The following is a 19,404-nucleotide window of genomic DNA, read 5'->3' as shown; positions in this document are numbered from 1 at the left end:
ATTATTCCGGTACCGGTGTGTTTATTTTTTTACGCAATGCTTTTGCCGCTTGGATCATGGCGGTGAGCGCTTGTGTGGTTTCTTCCCATGCCCGGGTTTTTAAACCACAGTCGGGGTTAACCCATAGGCGCTCTGCGGGGATATAGTTCAACGCTTTCTCCAGTAATGCGGCCATTTCCTCTTTTGTAGGAACGCGGGGCGAATGAATATCATACACACCGGGACCGATATCATTGGGGTATTCAAACAACGCAAATGCATCCAGCAATTCCATCTGGGAGCGGGATGTTTCAATGGTGATCACATCCGCATCCATGGCTGCAATAGAACGAATGATATCGTTGAATTCCGAGTAGCACATATGTGTATGAATCTGAGTTTGATCCTGAACGCCGGAAGCCGCAATCCGGAAGGCGGTTACGGCCCAGTTCAGGTACGCCTGTTGCTGTTCCTTTCTTAAAGGTAAACCTTCCCTGATTGCGGGTTCATCGATCTGGATGATCTTTATCCCCGCTTTTTCCAGATCCGTCACTTCATCCCGGATGGCCAGGGCAATCTGGTTGCCGGTAATATTGCGGGGCTGATCATTCCGTACAAAACTCCATTGCAAAATAGTTACCGGGCCGGTAAGCATTCCTTTTACCGGTTTGGAGGTTAAGGATTGGGCATAAGCACTCCATTCCACAGTCATCGGTTTGGGCCGGTACACATCGCCATAGATCACCGGCGGTTTTACACAGCGGCTGCCATAACTCTGTACCCAACCGTTTTTTGTAAAAGCGAACCCCGCCAGCTGTTCGCCAAAATATTCCACCATATCGTTCCGTTCAAATTCTCCATGTACCAATACGTCCAGCGCTATTTCTTCCTGCCATTGAATGGCTTTACGGGTTGCCTCCTGTACCCGTTGGAGATAGTCCGCATCAGAAAGCTGTTGTTTTTTCCACTGGGCCCGCCAGTTGCGCACTTCTTTTGTTTGGGGAAAAGACCCGATGGTAGTGGTAGGAAAGAGCGGCAGGCCCAACTCCTGTTGTTTTTCCTTTCTAACCGGAAAAGAGCTGATCCGTTCTGCATCTGCAGCGGTAATAGCAGCCACCCGGTCCTTTACCTGCTGTTTATGGATCATTGAAGCGGTTTTGCGCGCTTCCATACAACGGCTGTTTTCCTCCAGCAGCTTTTTTGAATGCGCCGCTCCGGGATCCGTTGCAATCTGCTTTAACGAAGCCACTTCCCTCAGTTTTTGTTTGGCAAAGGCCATCCATTGCTTGATCGCTTCCGGGAGAGTCTTTTCATCGGTTTCCAGGTCGAGGTCGCAGGGTACGTGCAGCAGGGAACAGGAAGGCGCGATCCAGATCCGGTTGGACCCGATAGCATCCATTGCTTTTTGAATCAGCAACAGGGATTGTTCAAAGTCATTTTTCCAGATATTCCGGCCATCCACAACGCCCAGTGAAAGATGGGTTCGACAATTTACAAACCCCGGTGTATCGAGGATGTCATTCAGCTGCAACGGGCACCGCACCAGGTCGAGATGCAGGGTGTGTACCGGTAATGAAAGCGCCGTTTTCAGGTTGGGTCCAAAACAATCAAAGTAACTGGCAAGGACGATGCGAAGATTGGGAAAGCGTGTGGAAAGTATTGTGTAGGTTGTTTTAATGGCCTGTTGCGTTTTCTCATTCAGCTGAAGCGCCAGGCAGGGCTCATCGATCTGAATATAATAGGCACCCTGTGCATCCAGCTTTTCCAGTACCTCCATATAAACGGGCAGGAGGTTTTGCAGCAGGTCAACTCGGTCAAACCCATCCTCTTTTTCCTTGCCCGATAACAGGAAACTAACGGGGCCCAGGAGCACGGGCTTGCTGTTGAAGCCGGCCTTTTTGGCCTCATTGAACTGGTCGATCACCTTATTGTTAAAAAAACTAAAGCGCTGATCTTTTTTAAACTCCGGAACGATATAATGGTAGTTTGTATCAAACCATTTGGTCATTTCCATGGCGGTAAGATCATACCCGTTTTGCTGATAGCCTCTTGCCATGGCAAAAAGCAGGTCCAGCGGAGCGCTTTGCTCCTTTTCTATTAAAGGATGATAGCGGTCCGGGATGGCACCGGTCATCAGGCAGGTATCCAGTACCTGGTCATAAAATGAAAAATCATTTACGGGGATCAGGTCCATACCCGCATCTTTTTGCAGTTGCCAGTTGGTGTCCCTGATCTTTTTTGCCGTCTGCTCCAGTTGTGCAGCGGTCATGCTGCCGGCCCAGTATTGTTCACTGGCCTTTTTCAGTTCCCTGTTGCTACCAATACGCGGGTAGCCGAGGTTGTGCGTTTGCATTTCTTTTAACTTTTTAATGAAGAATAAGCTAAAAGCCCTTTGCAAGTTTCGCAATGCGGCGGTGATCAAGAAAAAGACAGACAGATGCGTAACCAGGAACAGTGTGAGGAGGCTGCCCCGTTACAGAGAGGGAAAGAATAAAACATCATGCAGATCCTTGCTTTATACCGCGAAAGCATTGTTCCTACGGATAAGGCAGGTCTCCTGGCTTACAGCAGCGTTTACCGTCCTTCCCATGGCTCCGGGCCACAGTGGACATATGAGGTAAAGCCTTTTGCGCTGTTTACAGTTGCGCGACAGCTCGTGATTTACACACGATTCCCTATTATCCCTGATCTTCATCAGGGACCTTTTCCGGTTGATGAAAAATGAAAGAACTTATCGAAGGACAAATGTAGCTAAATCGGTGGAGTTACCGCAGAAAAAATGGGGGCATAACATTTTTTGTATTATTTATGAACGCAAGGTGCGCAAAGGACCCGCAAGGAGCGCGACGAGAGCCATAGTGATGAATGTCTTAGCAACCCTTGCGAAAACCTTGCGTTCCTTGCGGTTGAAATTGAATCACATAGCAAATGCAGCGTGTAATAAAAATGTTATGCACCCGAAAAAATGGTTGTGAAAAAAAAGCGTTAGCTGCAAAAGGATTTGAGCAGGGGAAAGAGAAACCGTAATTTTGAACAACTCCGGTATTATCCCGGAAGCAGGTCATCTGTAACAAAAACCTGGAATAATAATGAACGGCACTAAATGGTTAATGATTCTTTTTGCATTTCCGGTTACTATTGGTTTTTATGCTTGTAAAGATAAACGGCACGACCGGACGAGGGATTACCGGTTGGATCATTATGCTTTTTTCCTGGTGTCGGTGATCAACGACCGGGAATTTTATTTAGACCTGTTGCGGAATACCCTGCAGGAAAAAAGGAAGACGATACTAGACCCTGCAAGATCCGATACCCTGAAGGGCGATCAGCAACATATTGCATCGTATGACACCCTGTTCTTCCGGTCGGATGAACTGCTTTATGAGCCGGCAAAAAAGATCGGTTCCGGCACTGTAACGGATAATACACCCCCGGATAATATTACCCATGAGGAAGCGGCCTGGCTGAATGAGCGGATCGGTGACCTGGTAACCGTATTCCGGGAACTCAACCAGACTTACCGGCGCTTTGATCAATATTACGGGCAGGGCGGTTATAAAGCGGATAAGGGATCGTATGGCCTGCAGCTGATCGATTCGATCCGGCTGCTGGATGATCAGTTCGGCGTTATCAGCGACAGTATCATACTGCGGTCCGATCATATATTCAAAGATATTTACCAGGTGCCGGAAAAGAAAAATGCCTTCGCCCCGGCAGCGGCCCTGATGCAACAATCGATAGCCGCCTGCAACAGTTATACCCGGATGCTGGAACCGCTTCTTTCCGGCGGCACGCAAACCGGCGCCGTCACAGACAAAGCCTTTAGCGCTGCAAAAGATTCCATCCGCCAGCAAACCCTGGCGCTGGCGCAACTTGGATTAAGCGGTACGGAGCGATCGATCTGGGCAGATGTGCTTGTACTGAGATTCCGGCACCTGCTGATGGGGTTCAGTACTTATGCGGAGGTGCGGCTTCCGGCTCCGGGCCAAAAGAAACGCGTTCAGAAAGCGAACCTCGATTTTCTGAATGCTATAGAAAACCGGATGCGAAGGTATGATGCTCTTTTTTTAAAATTGTAGATCACCCGGTATTTCCTGCGTTAAAATAACCGGCAACCAGCTTTTTTTATCCATGCTACTGTAATAACTTTAGGGTATGGACTTCGTTATTGCAGCTACATATGACAACTATATTGACGCGAACCTGGCAATGGGGAACCTGCTGAGTGAGGATATTAATTGCTGGCTGAAGGATGAAAACACGATCGGTATTCATCCTGGTTTGATTAATGCCATTGGGGGAATCAAACTAATGGTAGCAGCTCCGCAGATCGACCGCGCCATGGAAATACTACGTACAGCAAAACAGCAATACCAGGCGCAAAACCCCTGTCCCCATTGCGGTTCTACAAACGTGGAGTATATTACTACTCCTAAAAAAGCATCCACCTGGTTACAGACTTTTGTAAACATTGTGCGGCTTGGCGGTGCTGAGATGGCTGCAGATAAAGTATACCATTGTTTTGACTGTGGTTTTGAATTTGAAGATTCCGTTAAAGAGCAAGCAAGCTGATGGAACCGGTTGTTACATATTTTTCCACCCTGGAGCAGCGCCCGCTGGAACGCATGGCCCTGCTCGTGGGCGGACTAATCTTTTTCTGGATCATCGAAGGTGCCATTCCCTTGTTTCAGCTGAAATACCGGAAGACAAAATTTTCGCATGCGCTGGTCAATTTCGGGTTCACGGTCATCCACCTGATCATTCATACAGCGCTTGCGGTGTTGATCGTATTGCTGTCTGACTGGTGCCGCAACGCAGGCTTTGGCCTGGTATACTGGTTGCACGCGAATGTAGCGGGTGCGATCGTCATCGGGGTACTGGCGCTGGATTTCAGCAGCTGGCTGGTTCATTGGAGCATGCATCAGCAACCCTATTTGTGGCGCTATCACCTCATTCATCACAGCGATAATAAAGTGGATGTGACCACGGGCCTGCGGCATCATCCCGGCGACAGCCTGCTGCGCGGTATCTTTTTCCTCCTGCTGATCTTTGTAAGCGGTGCGCCCATGTACAGCGTGATGATCTATCAGACCCTGGTGGTGATCACCACCGCGTTCACCCATGCCAATATCAGCCTGCCTAAAAAACTGGATAAAGGACTCAGTTATGTACTCATTTCTCCCAATATGCACAAAGTGCATCATCACTGGAAACAGCCGTATACAGATAGTAATTATGGGGCTGTTTTTTCCATATGGGACCGTTTGCTGGGCACGTATAAAGAGTTGGATCCTTCCAAAATCCGGTATGGATTGGACCGTTATTATGACAACGAAAAGGATGAGGATTTTTTGAGTCTGATGAAGGATCCTTTTATAAAAAAGCGGCAGCGGCAGGATGCTGCGCTGATCCAACCAGGGAAGAAAAGTCCTTCAACCTGAAAGAGTTTCCTACATTTGAAGCATGATAAAAAAGAAGATAATAGCGGTGATTCCTGCCCGGTATGCGGCAACGCGGTTCCCTGCAAAATTAATGAAGATGCTGGGCGACCGGCCGGTGATTGCGCATACCTACGCGGCTGTGGCCGGCAGCGGCCTGTTTGACGATGTTTTTGTGGTAACGGATAGCGCATTGATCTTTGAAGAAATCGTATCCCGGGGCGGAAAGGCAATCATGAGCGTTGCAGAACATGAAAGCGGCACCGACCGGATCGCAGAAGCGGTAAAAGATATGGAGGTGGATGTGATTGTGAATGTACAGGGCGATGAGCCCTTTATGCAAAAGGAACCTCTGGAAAAAATTGCAGCCCTGTTCAATTCCGATACCGTGCAGGTTGGTTCTTTGATGCGGAAATTTGCTTCGGAAAACGAGGTGCAAAACCCCAATGCCGTAAAAGTGGTGACGAATAAGAACGGGAAGGCATTGTATTTCAGCCGGAGCGTGATCCCTTATAAGCGGGACGAAAATATAGCCGTGCCCTATTACCTGCACATTGGTGTATATGCATTCCGCAAAAAGGCCCTGCTGGACTTTACCGCCTGGCCGCCTTCGCCACTGGAACAAACGGAGAAACTGGAGCAGCTGCGTTTTTTGGATAATGGAGTGGATATTCATATGGCGGAAACCGGTTATGAAACCGTGGCCATTGATACACCGGAAGACCTGGAAAGGGCCATGGCACTCCTGAACCGGTAAAATAATTATCTTTCCTGTATGAAGATGCGTCCCGAAAAATATCTGCGATACCTTTTTTTGCCCAACCTGTTTGAGCTTTTCGGAACCGAGCGCACCCGGGAGATCCTTTCTGTGAACCCAACCGTTGTGCCTAAAAGAGAGGAAGCGCAACAGGTAATCATTACGGCATATTGCTATAACAAAGAAAACATCGAAGAGCGAAAGGATATTTCCTTACAGGAGGCGTTGACATTAAAAGAAGGAAATAAGATTGCTTGGATCAACGTTGATGGGCTTCGTAAATCCGACGTGGAAACGGTTGGTGCGCGTTATGGTATTCATCCCCTGCTGCAGGAAGATATTCTGAGTGTGAACCAGCGGGCCAAGATGGACGAAGAGGATGAGATCCTTTTCTGCCTGATGAATATGCTTTATTACAACGAACAAAAAAAGTCGGTAGACCAGGAGCAGATCAGCCTTGTATTGGGAAAAAATTTTGTGATCACCTTTCAGGAAGACCTGAACCGGGATGTGTTTACCGCATTGCGGGAGCGATTAAAGTTGCCGACGAGTAAAACGCGTACCAAGGAGGCCGATTATTTATATTACACCTTACTGGATACCATCGTAGATCATTACTTTATTGTAATGGACAAACTGGGCGACGAGATTGAGGACCTGGAGGAGGAGATCATCCGGAGCGCCAGCAAGCGGACGCTGGCATATATCAATTCACTAAGAAAAGAACTGATTGTTTTAAAAAGAACCATTTACCCGGTGCGGGAGGTGATCAGCGGCCTGATTAAAAGTGAAAATGACCTGCTGACGGAACAAAACGAACGCTATTATAAAGATGTGTATGATCATATTGTACAGGCCATTGACCTGGTAGACAATTACCGGGACATGCTGACCGGTATGCAGGATCTGTACCTCAGCAATGTGAACCTGAAGATGAATGAGGTTATGAAAGTAATGGCCGTTGTAACCTGTTTATTGGCCCCGGCTACCGTTATCGGCGGTATTTTTGGGATGAACTTTAATGTATTGCCACTCACCAATCAGCATTTTGGCTTCTGGATCGCTGTAGCGGCGATGATCCTGATCCCTATCTGGATGTTGCTGATCTTTAAAAAGAAAGGTTGGTTTTAATCGCTAAAATAATTTCTCCTGGGGCGGCTTTATTCCTGCAAGGCGTATATAAATGGTGGATTGGCCACGGTGGTGGGTCTGGTGCTCAAAGGTTTTGGCAATCCAGCCGGCGCGGCTTATGTCCATGTTAAATAAAGATACCTGTTCACCCAGCTTTCCGGCATCCAGTTTCTTTAATCCTCCGATCACAAAATCATAAGATGCGGTTACATAGTACATGACGGAGTCCTTAATTTGTGCAGTACTGCTTTGCTCCAGGTCTCTTTTTCCAAAGAGCAGTGGCTGATCGAGCGCTTTGGCGGTAAGCAACACATTGTCTGTGGCCAGGTGCAGCATCTGCCGGGCAAAGCTCCGGATGCTATCAACCGGTTTTAAGGAATATTGATCCGCCGGCATTGTATTCAGGTATTCCAGGGTATAAGCTTTTGCCCGTTCCCAGTCTTTAATAAATTGTGTTTTGATGTCTTCGTTTGTAATGCTTTGTGCAGCAGCGGTTGCCGGATAAAACGGTGCCATGAATATCATCAGGAAAATGGTCAGCCTGGAAACGCCGGCAAACATTCCTGCGGAGGCAGGAACGTGGACTGCAGTATTATTCTGTTTCATAAAAAAATCTTTTCTTAAAATTAAGCAGAATACCCGGTTTGCCAACAAAAAAACCGGTGGTATTGCCCAGGGCAGGGACAAGTAGCAACCGTTGTAAGGCCGGTTTATTTCCGTTTGAATACCGGCACGGTGCTGCAGGGCTCTCCGTACATAAGGCTTTTTACCACGGGGAGTAATTTTAGGGAAATGGCGGCATATGCTTCTTCCGATACCGGAATATCACCGCAGCCCTTGATCACCACACGCGCATCCGAAAAAGAGGTGGTGTCAATGGCATCAATATTTTTCAGGAGCCATTTATTTTTGACGGAAGCCTCATCGCCCAGGCATATGAATTTGGCAATGGGCTGCAGGTAGCTCACAATAAGCATATAGGCCCATAGCGGAATGATGGCATCTGCGGAGCACACAATGCCCACCAATTGGTTTTCATAGGCCGACCAGTCCAGTTCTTTCAGCGCAGTCCGGAAATCCTTTTCTTTAAGGATCATGCCCATAAAGAGATAATCCTTGATATCAAACAATTTAACCGGCTCCGAAGGATAATAGGATTCCAGGTTGAGGGTAATGATCCCGCTTTCTGCTACTTTATTTCTGATAATCGGCTCCATAATTAGTAAAACAAAGTTAAGCCTGCTTTGGTTTATTCCTGCTGTGTGCATACAAATAAACAGCCCCGCCAAAAGCGGGGCTGCAAAAAAATATACAGAACTCTGATTAATAGAATTTGCTCCGGAAATCCTTAATGGTAGCGGCTTCCCGCAACGCCTGGATCGACTGGAACTGGCTCTGTTGTTTTGCCTGCTGGTACCGCATCTTGCGCAGTTCATCCAGGTTTTGAACGGAGGCGGGTGTGCTCATTAAATTGTCAACCCGTACTACATACACCCCTTGTGTGCCGGCAATTGCTTCCGGTATTACCTTTTGCAGGTTGGCTTTATTGAAAGCAGCGCCGATCACTTTTGGCTCAAACCCAACGGCAGAAGGAGACTGGCCGTTAAAGCGCAGGCTATCGGCGGTTTCCACCTGTTGCTTCAGCGAGGATGCCGCCGCTTCCAGGGTACTAATTTTGCCAATCTTATCCGTGATGATCTTTGCTTTTTTCTGGTTTACAAGCAGGGGCTCCACCATCATACGCGCTTTCGCAGGGCTCATGGTTCCTTCTTTATTGATCTCGGTAACCAATCCAACAACATAATAATCACCCACTCTTTCCGGCTGGATCACATCGCCCAGGCCGGCTTTATAAATATTTTTTACAAAGCTCCGGGAAGCTCCCAATCCCTGTATCATCGCGCCGGTAGGCGGAATGTCAGCTGCAACCGACTTCATAATGCCCTTTTCCTGCTGCAGTTTCTCAGCGGCGGCGTTAAAAGCCTTTTGGTTGGTTGCCTGGGCCGCAAAATGCGTAGCAGCGCTGCTGGCTGCATTATCGGTTTCCTGGCTGGCCTCGATCGGCTTGGTTACATAAGCAATCTTATAACCGGTAGCACTTCCTTTTGTGGCCAGGACTTCAACAATGTGGTACCCATAATCTGTTTTTACGATGCCTCTGCTGCCCACGGGATGCGTAAATATATAGTCATTAAAAGTTGGCATCATCTGCCCGGAAGGTACATTATCATAAACACCGCCGTTTGCCGCACTGCCCTGGTCTGTTGAGAACTTTACAACCAGTGAATCAAAATTAGACCCGTTTTGTAACGCAGTAAACAAGCTATCAGCCAGCTTACGTGCAGTAGCACTGTCGCGTAAAGGAACCTGCTGGCCGGTTTGCGGATCCTGTGTTACCGTACCTACCAGGATGTGGCGTACTTTAACAGTGTCCGGCATGCTGGTAGTGGCAACAATTTTTGCCAAGGCATAATTGTTCCCATCCACATAAGGGCCGTAGGTATTGCCGGCACCTACCCGAAAGATGGAATCTTTCATGGGTACCTGGATGCGGCTACCGCTGATAAAGCCATCATAGTAATTGTTGATGCCCTCGCTCATCAGGAAGTCTTTTATATTATGCGCACTGTCAAAAGCCGGCTTCAGATCCAATACCCGCTGACGCGCCACGGCGCTGTCTGCTGCATTGGGCTGCGCATTGAAAGCCACATAGGAAATGCCACGGCTTTCCTGTTGTTTAAAGTCGTTTTTATGCTTATTAATATAATCCTGTATATCACTGTCAGTAACCTTTACCGCCGAATCGGAAATGGTGGTGTAGGGCACTCTTACAAAAGAAACTTTTGACATCAGGGCGTCCTCGGTCTGCCGTTTTTCCATCATCCATTTAGGGAAATTGATGCTGGTAGTTAACAGGGCATCGTATTTTTCTGCCTGGCGCTGGAGGATCAACTGGTCCAGGAAGGCATTAATCTGTGCTTTTTGTTCAGCGTTTCCCTTTGATTTGATGTCGTTGATCTGTCTCTGTGCGGCCGCAGCATCAAATTTCCCGGTTTGAGGATCCGTAAAACCCTGTGCCAGTTCCTGGGGAGGATTGGCTCCAAACAGCAGGTCGTTCAGTTCTTTTTTGCCTACATCCAGTCCCAGTTTTTTAGATTCCTGGGAAAGCAGGATCCGGGAAACCTCCTGGCCCCAGGCCATTTCGTTGGCTTGCTGAGCAGCACCTTCACCGCCGCTCATTCCGCGGGCCTGCATCATTTGCGTTTGTTGTTCTACAAGGTTACTGAATTCCTGGAACTCAATTTTATCACCGTTTACTTTTCCAATGGTCCGGACATCTCCGGTAAACAGGCTTCCGCCGTTCTCAAAAGCAAGCATCACTACAAATATGACCAATGCAAGCCCAATGATCACAGCCATCACCTTGCCATACTTGTCCTGAATGTTCTGTATTACTGACATGTTAAATAATATAGTTAATTAAAAGGTTGGCAAAAATAGCGTTTTTAAAGATATCAACAAACTGTGGAAAAAAGGGTGGAAATAGCCCGAAAACAGGACATTTCAAGGGTTGAAAATGAGGCAATAACCAGGCTTTTTCAAACCTTCCGAACCACTTCATATACATCTTTCCGGCGGTCTGCCAGGTTTTTAACGCTTCCGAATTTATGGAGATGTCGTAACAGGTCAATGTCCACATCACCGATCACCACCATTTCCGTATTGGGGGTAGCTTCCGCTTCAATACCATTAGACGGAAAAGAAAAATCGCAGGGCGTAAGGATCATCGATTGTGCATACTGGATGTCCATATTCTGTACCTGGGGCAGGTTGCCCACATTGCCGGCAATGGCTACATAGCATTCATTTTCAATGGCCCGGGCCTGCGCACAATGCCGCACCCGGAAATAAGCGTTTTGGGTATCAGTAAGAAAAGGCACGAACAGGATGTCCATTCCCTCGTCTGCCAGCAGGCGGCTGAGTTCGGGAAACTCGGAGTCGTAACAAACCAGGATGCCTACTTTACCACAATCGGTATCAAAGGCTTTTACCTGGCTGCCGCCCACCATGCCCCAAACGCGCTCCTCATCGGGTGTAACATGAATTTTTTCATATTTGTCTACGGATCCGTCGCGCTGACAGAGGTACCCTACATTGTAAAGGCGGCCATCTACCACCTCCGGCATGCTCCCCGTTACAATATTGATATTGTAGCTTACGGCCAGGGCCGCAAACCGGTCGCGTATAACGGCGGTATATTTGGAAACCTCTTTTACGGCGTCGGCGGCGGAAAGGTGGTTGTATTCGGCCATCAGGGGCGCATTAAAGAATTCGGGAAACACGGCAAAATCGCAACGGTAGCCGGAAACCGTGTCCACAAAGTATTCGACCTGGGTCATCATTTCTTCCAGGTTCTTATAAAGCCGCATCTGCCATTGCACCAGCCCCAGGCGCACCACGCGTTTGAGCGGGAAGGCCTGCTCGCTCCGGTCTTCATAATAAATATTATCCCATTTCAGTAACACGCCATATTCATTAGACTGTACGTCGCCATGCAGGTAATTTTTGATAATACGTACCGGGTGAAAATCGTTGGCGAGCTGAAAGTCCAGCACCGGGTCATGCAGCTCTTTCTGTTTTACCTTTTGGATATACGCGCTGGGCGTCATTTCCCGGGCATACTTATGATACCCGGGTATCCGGCCGCCAAATACAATCCCTTTCAGGTTCAGGCGTTCGGCCAGTTCTTTCCGGTAATCGTACAACCGCCGTCCCAGGCGCATACCACGGAACTGCGGTTTAATGAAAACGTCAATGCCATATAGGATTTCCCCTTCGGAATCATGCGAATTAAAGGAATAATTGCCGGTAATGCTTTTATAATTGTGCCGGTTGTTCACTTTTTTTTCGTCTACGATAATCGAAAGCGCACAAGCTGCCATTACGCCGTTTATATAGATTACTACCTGGCCTTCGGGAAACAGGTTGATCAACCGGTTGATTTGCGCCCGCTGCCAGTAGCTTTCCGGCATGCTGGGGTAGCAGGCGATCATGGTTTCCTTAAGCGCATCATACTGGTCCTTTTCAAGTGTTTTTATTTCGATATTGATCGGGTCTGTCATAGAAACAAATTTAACATAAATAATCCGGCCGGGATATTGTGTGAGTAGCCGCAGTGCTTGTATTAAGAATCAAAAGTTTTTTTAGGGCCGCCGATTACGCCCGGATTAGGGCGCTATTATAATCAGCACATCAGCAGCAAGCCATCCGGCAAAACGGAGCGGGGGTATTTTTCCATATGAATGCAATCGGTTGAGCAGCCAGATCACGGGGTTAAGGGATATATTCGCATATACACAAAAATTTACGCTTTATGAAACGTTCCGTTAAAGGATTGTTTGCAGGGTTCCTGCTTTTTTCTTCTGTGATCAATGCCCAGTCTGTAACCGTTCCTGCAGGGGGTAATGCCTGGGCGCTGCAAAGGACCGAAGAGGGCGTGCGGATCCATAACAACGGGGTAACCAACTGGACAAAGATCAATGATGGCTTTACAACCTATATACGGGTTACACAGCCCGGAACCTTGAAGGTATGGCTGGAGACGGGGGCGGTGACCGGAATGCCTGAAGTTGCGGTATCTGTATTTAAACAGACCCGTAAGGCAATCCTGAAAGCCGAAGGCCGTTCTTTTTATATTGGCGAATGGAATATAAATGACAGCGGCTATGTGCTCATTGTAGTGAAAGGGGTAAAAAAAGAAGGCTGCTGTTTTCCGGATGTAACTGCGTTAAAGCTGGAGGGTTCTGCACTTACGGATAAGGCCAGTTATACCAAGAATAATGAAGGCAGCTTCTTTCATTGGGGGAGGAGGGGCCCCTCCGTACATATGGGGTACCAGTTGCCAAAGGATGTGGATGCCGAATGGTTTTATAATGAAGTAACGGTGCCGGAAGGCAATGATCTGATCGGTTCTTATTTTATGGCCAATGGTTTTGGTGAGGGTTATTTTGGCATGCAGGTGAACTCCGCCACTGAGCGGCGCATCCTGTTTTCCGTTTGGAGTCCGTACAATACGGATGATCCGAAGCAAATTCCTGAAGATCATAAGATCAAGATGCTAAAAAAAGGCGAAGGCGTTTATTCCGGCGAATTTGGCAACGAAGGAGCAGGTGGTCAGAGCATCCTGCGGTATAACTGGAAAGCTGCTACCACCTATAAGTTCCTGTTGCATGTGTTGCCGGATGGGGACAGCCATACGGTTTATACGGCATATTTTTACGATGGTGCAAAAAATACCTGGCTGCTGGTGGCCAGCTTCCGGCGTCCCAAGCTGGCCACTTATCTGAAGCGGCCGCATTCTTTCCTCGAAAACTTTAATCCCAACCAGGGCGACCTGGAGCGGAACGTATTCTTCGGTAACCAATGGGTGCGGGATACAAAGGGCAATTGGCATGAGCTCACCAAAGCACGCTTTACAGCCGATAATACGGCGCGCGTGGGGTATCGCAAAGATTACGCAGGAGGTGTGAAGGGACAACAATTTTACCTGCGCAACTGTGGGTTCTTTAATGACTATGTGCCTTACGATACCATGGTGGAACGTCAGCCCACGGGTAAAGCACCCCAGGTTAATTTGAATGCATTGCCATAGAGCAGGGTTTATCTTTTTATCTGGAGTTGGTATCAAAAGTTGCTTTATAGCGTATTGTTATGCGGCCCGCCGCGGCAACACAAGTGGAAGTCATTTGATACAAACGCTTTTTTACCTGTCCAGAATGACAATAAATTAATAAAGGCGCGGCGCGCCGATGCCTGCTGTAGCTGAAAGCAGTAAACGGCGTTCCTGCCGCAGCGCACCGCAAATCCCTGTAACCAGGAGCAGGGACAGGCATTTCAGCCGCAGCGCGGCGGTAATCTCATTGAATTTGTTTTATAGTACGTGCCGGATAAACGAAACCTTCAATTCTCATGATTTAATAGTCTACTTGTTTTGTAGAAATTTATTTTGCCAATAATATTTTAGCAATTACCTTTGCCCTGTCTTAACAGACAACTTATCAAGAAAGACTGAGGGAGATGGCCCTGGGACGTCTTAGCAACCGCCTTTAGAAGGATTGGTGCTACATCCATCCGCCAGAAGGCGGAAAGATAAGTGAATCGTCAATGCTCCCTGCATTGTCTCTATTCACGATTTTCTTTCCATAACAAATTTTTTAAACGGCAATTTTTGAACATGAACACAAAAATGCAATCGTCGGGTTATAACCAGGCGTCTTTCAATTGCCGGCAGATGAACTGTCGCAACATACAAACCCTCCAGCTTCTTACGATGAAGATGGCGTGTTGTTGCTGCCGATCTTAATCCCTTTTTCATTATAGTTTCAATTAACGGCGGAAGCCGAACGGGATCCGTATGACCATCCGAATATTTTAAAACAGCATGTAACAATGAACCAATTTCTAAAAAGACTCATCTATGCAGCGTTTGTTCTCCTTCCCTTAGCGGGTGCTGCGCAATCGACAACGATTACAGGCACTGTTCAGGAGCTTCAGTCCGAAACCCCGTTAGCCGGGGTAACAGTGGAGGTGTCTGGAACCAACCGGCGTGTACTTACCAACGAGCAGGGTAGTTTTTCGATAGAAGCCGGACCACGCAGCGTATTGCTTTTTTCTTATGTAGGCTATGCCAACCGGCAGGTAAATACAGATACCATACAGGGCAACCTGCTGGTACTGCTGCAAAGTTCCAATACGGCCCTCGATGAAGTAGTGGTAACGGCATTGGGCGTTTCCAAGGCTAAAAAATCCCTGGGATATGCTACACAGGAGTTGAAGACAAAGGACATCTCGGAAGCAAAAGAAACCAATATCGTAAATGCGATGGCCGGAAAGATTGCCGGGGTACGCATTACCAATACACAGGGTGATATGGGATCATCGCGGATTGTGATACGGGGAGAGGTTTCTATTGCAGGGAATAACCAGCCGCTGTTTGTGGTAGATGGAGTTCCGGTAGATAACTCGCAGCTGGGCGCGGGGGGATCCAGGGATTTTCGCAATGCCATTGCCGACCTGAACCCGGAAGACATTGAAACCATCAGCGTACTGAAAGGCCCGAATGCGGCGGCACTTTACGGATCACGGGCAGGGCAGGGGGTTATCCTGATCAAAACAAAGACCGGCCGCAGTAAAAAAGGATTGGGAGTAACGATTAACTCGAACGTGAATATTGCCAAATTGCTGATATTGCCGGAATATCAGAATGTTTTCGGACAGGGATCCGAGGGAAAGTTCAGCTACGTAGATGGCAAGGGCGGTGGTGTCAATGACGGGGTGGATGAAAGCTGGGGACCGAAGCTGGATGGACGCCTGATCCCGCAGTTTTATTCCAACGGTCAGCCGGTGCCTTTTGTGGCGCATCCTAACAATGTGCGGGATTATTTCCGGACGGGTATTACGTACAGTAACGGTATTGCGCTGGCAAATGCAGGCGATAACTACGACTACCGGGTTTCTTATAACAATGAAAAGCAGCTGGGCGTGGTACCTAATAGCGAGGCAAAAAAAGATAATGTTTCCTTTAACGCCAATTACAATGTAACGCCCAAACTGAAAGTAGGCGTAAATGCCAACTATGTGGTAAACAACGCGCCCAATCTTCCGGGAGCGGGTGGTAAGCGGGCTACCAGCACCATGTTGCAGTTTACCTGGTTTGGGCGCCAGGTAGATATCGGTCAATTGGGGAATTATAAAGATGCAAAAGGGAACGGCATCAACTGGAACAACAGCTATTACAGCAACCCGTACTGGATCGCTTATGAAAATACCGTGAGTCAGCGTCGCAACCGGCTCATCGGGAATGTAAACATCAACTATACGATCCTCGATGGCTTAAGCGCTAACTTCCGCACCGGTACCGATTATTATAACGACCGCCGTAAGCTTAAAATAGCCTACGGAACCAATGGGACGCCGTTCGGTTCTTACGAGGAAGATGCGTTTACGGTGAATGAAAATAACACGGAAGCCATGCTGCGCTATAATAAAAACATCAGCAGTCTGTTCAGCCTGGATGCCTTTGCCGGGTGGAATGTGCGTACTAAAATTTATGAGGAAAATATTCAGCAGGCCCCCCGCCTGGCTGTACCTAATGTGTATACCCTTACCAATTCAAGAGATCCGCTGGTGTCTTCAAATTATTATTCAAAATCGAAGATCTACAGCACCTTTGCATCAGGACAACTAGGATACCGAAACTTTGCCTTTGTAAACCTAACGCTGCGTAATGACTGGTCTTCTACACTCCCCGTACAAAACCTTTCCTATTTCTATCCTTCCGTAAATGCCAGCCTGGTACTGACGGATGCGTTAGACATCAGGTCAACGACACTTAATTATCTAAAGATCAGGGGAGGATGGTCCAAAGTGGGAAACAGTGCGGAGCCGTATCAATTAGTTAATATATTCAACTTTAATGCGCCGTTTTTGAGTAGTCCTCAGTTGGTTACCTCCGGGATTGATTACGCCCCTGGTCTTAAATCGGAAAGCACCATTGCTTCAGAAGTGGGTTTGGAAGCTGCGCTGCTCAACAACCGCGTGCGGCTGGATCTGAGTCTTTACAATTCAAACAGTGTTGACCAGATCCTGAAAGTGGATGTCACTGCTGCAACAGGGTATACCCAAAAACTGATGAATGCCGGTAAGATCAATAACAAAGGCATCGAAGTGCAGTTGGGTGTCATTCCTGTAAAGCACAATAACTTTCAATGGAATATTGATCTGAATTATGCAGCCAACCGGAGCCGCGTGCTGATCCTGGATTATGAAAAACGCCTGCAAAATTATGTGTTGGGCTCCTACCGGAGTGTGCAGGTGCTGGCTTCTGTCGGAAAGCCATATGGTACCTTATTTGGAAATGCCTATCTGCGGGATGCCCAGGGCAATATTGTAGTGAACAATAGCGGTATTCCGCTGGCAGATCCGAATAAAAAAGTGTTGGGCAAATTTACGCCCGATTGGGTAGGCGGTATCACCAACAGTTTTTCTTACAAAAACTTCAGCCTTTCCTTTTTGGTGGATGCCAGCATCGGCGGCTCATTATTTGCCGGAACGAACTCCACCGGCAGCTACACGGGTGTGCTGGCGCTTACGTTGCCGGGCCGGGATGCGGAGCACGGAGGGCTTAGCTATTACTATCCCGGCAATGATAAAAAGAATGGCACCAGGGCCGGCACCAGCGGACCCAACGGGGAAACCGTATATGACGATGGAATGATCTTTAACGGAGTAACCACCGATGGCAAAAAAAATACCACCATTATACCCGCATCCCAGTATTATAAGGCGTCGCGGAGTATTGAAGAGGAATATGTATATGATGCTTCTTATGTGAAGTTGCGGGAAGTAAAGCTGGGGTATAACCTGCCGGCGCAGTGGGTTCATAAAATCGGTTTCCAGGGTGCTTCTTTTTCCGTTGTAGGCCGTAACCTCTGGATCATTCATAAAAATGTTCCCAATATCGACCCCGAAGTGGCGTTTAACACCGGCAACGCACAGGGACTGGAAGACCTGACGCTTCCTACCGTGCGGAATATCGGATTTAACCTGAACCTTAAATTTTAAAATGGCAGTCATGTATAAAAATATATTCAAACTATTTGTAGTTCTTATTACGCTATCTTTTACTGCCTGCAAAAAGAACCTGGCGGAAATTAACCGGAACCCCAATGCGGTGGAAGATCCGCAGCCGGATTATTTATTGACCGCGGCCGAAAAAATTGCGGCCGATACCTACTGGGGGGCAGATAATAATTTCAACTCCAGCCTGCTCATCATCCAGCACTGGGCCAAGATCCAGTATACGGAACCGGACCGCTATATTTTTAGCAACAGCAGTTTTACGGCGCTCTGGAACACCGGTTACGCACAGGTGATCACCAACCTGAATACCATTATCCAGCTCCCCGATGAAAAAGCCAATGCCAATTATAAAGCCGTTGCTACCATCCTGCGATCCTGGATATTCCAGCTGTTGACGGATGCATATGGAGCCATTCCCTATAAAGAATCTGGCAAAATCAAACAGACCCTTACGCCGGTTTATGATTCACAAAAAGAGGTGTACTTTGGTTTGCTGGATGAGTTGAAGTCGGCCGCGGCCGCACTGAATCCTGCCGCCGGCAGCGTTGCCGGGGATGTGTTATACGGCGGCGGTTTAGCCAGCTGGAAAAAATTTGCGGGAGCCCTCCGGCTGCGCATTGCGCTGCGTATTGCAGACCGGGAGCCGGAGAAAGCAAAACAGGTAATCAGCGAAGTAACCGCCGACCCCTCTTTACTGATCGGTAGCAACGCGGAAATCGCACAACAGGTGTATGATAAGCCACCCTTGCAAAACCCGGTGGCTGCCTGGTTTTCTACCCGGGATGACTACCGGGTGGGAGAGACGATCATCGACAAATTATATGCATTAAATGATCCACGTCTGGCTGTGTTTGCAGACAAACCCACCGATCCTTCCGTTACCAACTACGTAGGGGTGCCCAGTGGGCTTACCAACAGCGATGCCAATAATCTTGGATTTGCCAAAACATCCAAACCTGGTTTAACATTTTTCCGGTCGGATGCCAATCCCGCGGTGATTATAAGCTATGCAGAGGTATTGTTTGCAAAAGCCGAAGCGGTAGCACGGGGCCTGCTGGCCGGCGATGCAGCAGATCTGTACAGGCAGGCGATTACCGCATCCCTGAATCAATACCAGATCAAAGACAATACGGTGATCACCAATTACCTCAATCAGGCATCAGTAGCATACAATCCCGCGAATTTCAAGAAGTCAATTGGCGAACAGAAATGGATCGCATTGTATGGCCAGGGACTGGAAGCTTTTGCCGAATGGCGCCGCTTGGATTATCCGCAACTGGCACCGGGCGCCTCAGGAGTACTGGATGGCAAGATCCCGGTACGGTTCATTTACCCGGGTACGGAGCAGTCGCTCAACGGCGATCATTATAAAGCCGCGGTAGCTGCCCAGGGAACAGACAACCTGCTGACAAAGCTGTGGTTTGATGTAAACTGATGTTGATATGGTTTGACCAGAAG

Annotated in this window: 13 protein-coding genes and 2 riboswitches; of the genes, 8 read left to right on the top strand and 5 right to left on the bottom strand. The window is 48.0% G+C overall.

Translation table 11 applies throughout. The annotated features are described in order from the left end of the window. Nucleotide 1: 1 nt before the first annotated feature. Entirely contained in the window at nt 2–2,332 is a 2,331-nt protein-coding gene (metE, locus tag LL912_RS16925; protein ID WP_235554765.1) for a 5-methyltetrahydropteroyltriglutamate--homocysteine S-methyltransferase, read from the bottom strand. Nucleotides 2,333–2,509: 177 nt separating this feature from the next. Then, nucleotides 2,510–2,700, bottom strand: a riboswitch (cobalamin riboswitch). Nucleotides 2,701–3,068: 368 nt separating this feature from the next. Here metE and LL912_RS16920 point away from each other — a divergent pair. From LL912_RS16920 to corA, 5 genes are all read left to right on the top strand, one after another. Further along, nucleotides 3,069–4,058, top strand: coding sequence for a hypothetical protein (locus LL912_RS16920; RefSeq protein WP_235554764.1), 990 nt, complete (start codon nt 3,069–3,071; stop codon nt 4,056–4,058). A gap of 76 nt (nt 4,059–4,134) precedes the next feature. Further along, complete coding sequence (locus LL912_RS16915; protein WP_235554763.1) at nt 4,135–4,551, top strand: putative signal transducing protein; 417 nt, start codon at nt 4,135–4,137, stop codon at nt 4,549–4,551. Further along, the gene (locus tag LL912_RS16910) at nt 4,551–5,420 is read left to right on the top strand and encodes a sterol desaturase family protein (RefSeq protein ID WP_235554762.1); all 870 of its coding nucleotides are present in this window, start codon (nt 4,551–4,553) and stop codon (nt 5,418–5,420) included. The genes LL912_RS16915 and LL912_RS16910 overlap by 1 nt, the downstream gene beginning before the upstream one ends. 22 nt (nt 5,421–5,442) lie before the next feature. Next, nucleotides 5,443–6,174 (top strand): 3-deoxy-manno-octulosonate cytidylyltransferase, encoded by a 732-nt coding sequence (kdsB, locus tag LL912_RS16905; RefSeq protein ID WP_235554761.1) that lies wholly within the window; start codon nt 5,443–5,445, stop codon nt 6,172–6,174. 18 nt (nt 6,175–6,192) lie between these two features. Continuing rightward, nucleotides 6,193–7,305, top strand: a complete 1,113-nt coding sequence (gene corA / locus LL912_RS16900; protein WP_235554760.1) for a magnesium/cobalt transporter CorA — start codon at nt 6,193–6,195, stop codon at nt 7,303–7,305. Nucleotides 7,306–7,308: 3 nt separating this feature from the next. Here the strand turns inward: corA and LL912_RS16895 are convergent, their stop codons facing one another. The 4 genes from LL912_RS16895 to LL912_RS16880 form a co-directional block, all read right to left on the bottom strand. Next, a complete protein-coding gene (locus tag LL912_RS16895) occupies nt 7,309–7,911 on the bottom strand; it encodes a DinB family protein (protein WP_235554759.1) in 603 nt (200 codons plus the stop codon). 104 nt (nt 7,912–8,015) lie between these two features. Beyond that, nucleotides 8,016–8,522, bottom strand: coding sequence for a DUF2480 family protein (locus LL912_RS16890; protein ID WP_235554758.1), 507 nt, complete (start codon nt 8,520–8,522; stop codon nt 8,016–8,018). Nucleotides 8,523–8,628: 106 nt separating this feature from the next. Next, the gene (locus LL912_RS16885; RefSeq protein ID WP_235554757.1) at nt 8,629–10,767 is read right to left on the bottom strand and encodes a peptidylprolyl isomerase; all 2,139 of its coding nucleotides are present in this window, start codon (nt 10,765–10,767) and stop codon (nt 8,629–8,631) included. 137 nt (nt 10,768–10,904) lie between these two features. Continuing rightward, on the bottom strand, nt 10,905–12,428 hold the full coding sequence (locus LL912_RS16880; RefSeq protein ID WP_235554756.1) for a bifunctional GNAT family N-acetyltransferase/carbon-nitrogen hydrolase family protein: 1,524 nt from the start codon (nt 12,426–12,428) through the stop codon (nt 10,905–10,907). Between the two features lie 251 nt (nt 12,429–12,679). Here LL912_RS16880 and LL912_RS16875 point away from each other — a divergent pair, with 251 nt between their 5' ends. The 3 genes from LL912_RS16875 to LL912_RS16865 all read left to right on the top strand — a co-directional run bounded on the left by LL912_RS16875 (nt 12,680) and on the right by LL912_RS16865 (nt 19,381). After that, complete coding sequence (locus LL912_RS16875; RefSeq protein WP_235554755.1) at nt 12,680–13,957, top strand: DUF3472 domain-containing protein; 1,278 nt, start codon at nt 12,680–12,682, stop codon at nt 13,955–13,957. A gap of 400 nt (nt 13,958–14,357) precedes the next feature. Beyond that, a riboswitch (SAM riboswitch) is annotated at nt 14,358–14,461 on the top strand. A 293-nt stretch (nt 14,462–14,754) separates the two neighbouring features. After that, complete coding sequence (locus tag LL912_RS16870) at nt 14,755–17,928, top strand: SusC/RagA family TonB-linked outer membrane protein (protein ID WP_235554754.1); 3,174 nt, start codon at nt 14,755–14,757, stop codon at nt 17,926–17,928. Nucleotides 17,929–17,938: 10 nt separating this feature from the next. Continuing rightward, complete coding sequence (locus tag LL912_RS16865; protein ID WP_235554753.1) at nt 17,939–19,381, top strand: SusD/RagB family nutrient-binding outer membrane lipoprotein; 1,443 nt, start codon at nt 17,939–17,941, stop codon at nt 19,379–19,381. Nucleotides 19,382–19,404: the final 23 nt, after the last annotated feature.

It is taken from the genome of Niabella agricola, from assembly GCF_021538615.1.
Taxonomy (GTDB): Bacteria; Bacteroidota; Bacteroidia; order Chitinophagales; family Chitinophagaceae; genus Niabella; species Niabella agricola.
Note: the sequence above shows the minus strand (reverse complement) of the source record. Positions and strands in the feature narration are given on the sequence as shown.

Coding starts and splice junctions, on each gene's coding strand:
- LL912_RS16870 (WP_235554754.1), top strand. CDS start 14,755: ATGAACCAATTTCTAAAAAGACTCATCTATGCAGCGTTTGTTCTCCTT.
- corA (WP_235554760.1), top strand. CDS start 6,193: ATGAAGATGCGTCCCGAAAAATATCTGCGATACCTTTTTTTGCCCAAC.
- LL912_RS16865 (WP_235554753.1), top strand. CDS start 17,939: ATGTATAAAAATATATTCAAACTATTTGTAGTTCTTATTACGCTATCT.
- LL912_RS16895 (WP_235554759.1), bottom strand. CDS start 7,911: ATGAAACAGAATAATACTGCAGTCCACGTTCCTGCCTCCGCAGGAATG.
- kdsB (WP_235554761.1), top strand. CDS start 5,443: ATGATAAAAAAGAAGATAATAGCGGTGATTCCTGCCCGGTATGCGGCA.
- LL912_RS16885 (WP_235554757.1), bottom strand. CDS start 10,767: ATGTCAGTAATACAGAACATTCAGGACAAGTATGGCAAGGTGATGGCT.
- LL912_RS16880 (WP_235554756.1), bottom strand. CDS start 12,428: ATGACAGACCCGATCAATATCGAAATAAAAACACTTGAAAAGGACCAG.
- LL912_RS16910 (WP_235554762.1), top strand. CDS start 4,551: ATGGAACCGGTTGTTACATATTTTTCCACCCTGGAGCAGCGCCCGCTG.
- metE (WP_235554765.1), bottom strand. CDS start 2,332: ATGCAAACGCACAACCTCGGCTACCCGCGTATTGGTAGCAACAGGGAA.
- LL912_RS16890 (WP_235554758.1), bottom strand. CDS start 8,522: ATGGAGCCGATTATCAGAAATAAAGTAGCAGAAAGCGGGATCATTACC.
- LL912_RS16875 (WP_235554755.1), top strand. CDS start 12,680: ATGAAACGTTCCGTTAAAGGATTGTTTGCAGGGTTCCTGCTTTTTTCT.
- LL912_RS16920 (WP_235554764.1), top strand. CDS start 3,069: ATGAACGGCACTAAATGGTTAATGATTCTTTTTGCATTTCCGGTTACT.
- LL912_RS16915 (WP_235554763.1), top strand. CDS start 4,135: ATGGACTTCGTTATTGCAGCTACATATGACAACTATATTGACGCGAAC.